The sequence below is a fragment of the Salicola sp. AFF1 genome (assembly GCF_056783195.1).
The window spans coordinates 1-252 of the sequence record NZ_JBXAYL010000207.1 but is presented as its reverse complement, the minus strand read 5'-3'; the positions used below and the strand labels follow the sequence as shown (position 1 = coordinate 252).

Here is a 252-nt window from a genome sequence, read left to right as displayed (position 1 = left end):
CGGAGCTTCTGGTTGAGCGCGACGAAATCCGGCTCGAAGGTCATCGCCACGGTGCGCGGCCGGGCAAAGTCGACCCGGGAGTCATCGAGGATGCGGCCGGGCCGCGCGCTCATCACGCAGATGCGGCTGGCCAAAAAGCCGGCCTCGCGCAGATCGTGGGTCACCAGCAGCACGGTCGGCTTGTGGGTCATCCAGAGCGCTTGCAGGATTCCCCACAGCTCCTCGCGGGTGAACTGGTCGAGCGCGCCGAAC

Annotated in this window: 1 pseudogene; it reads right to left on the bottom strand. The window is 67.5% G+C overall.

The window, feature by feature from the left end:
* Nucleotides 1–252, bottom strand: a pseudogene (locus AC1RQI_RS17370) (ABC transporter ATP-binding protein); the annotation flags it as partial.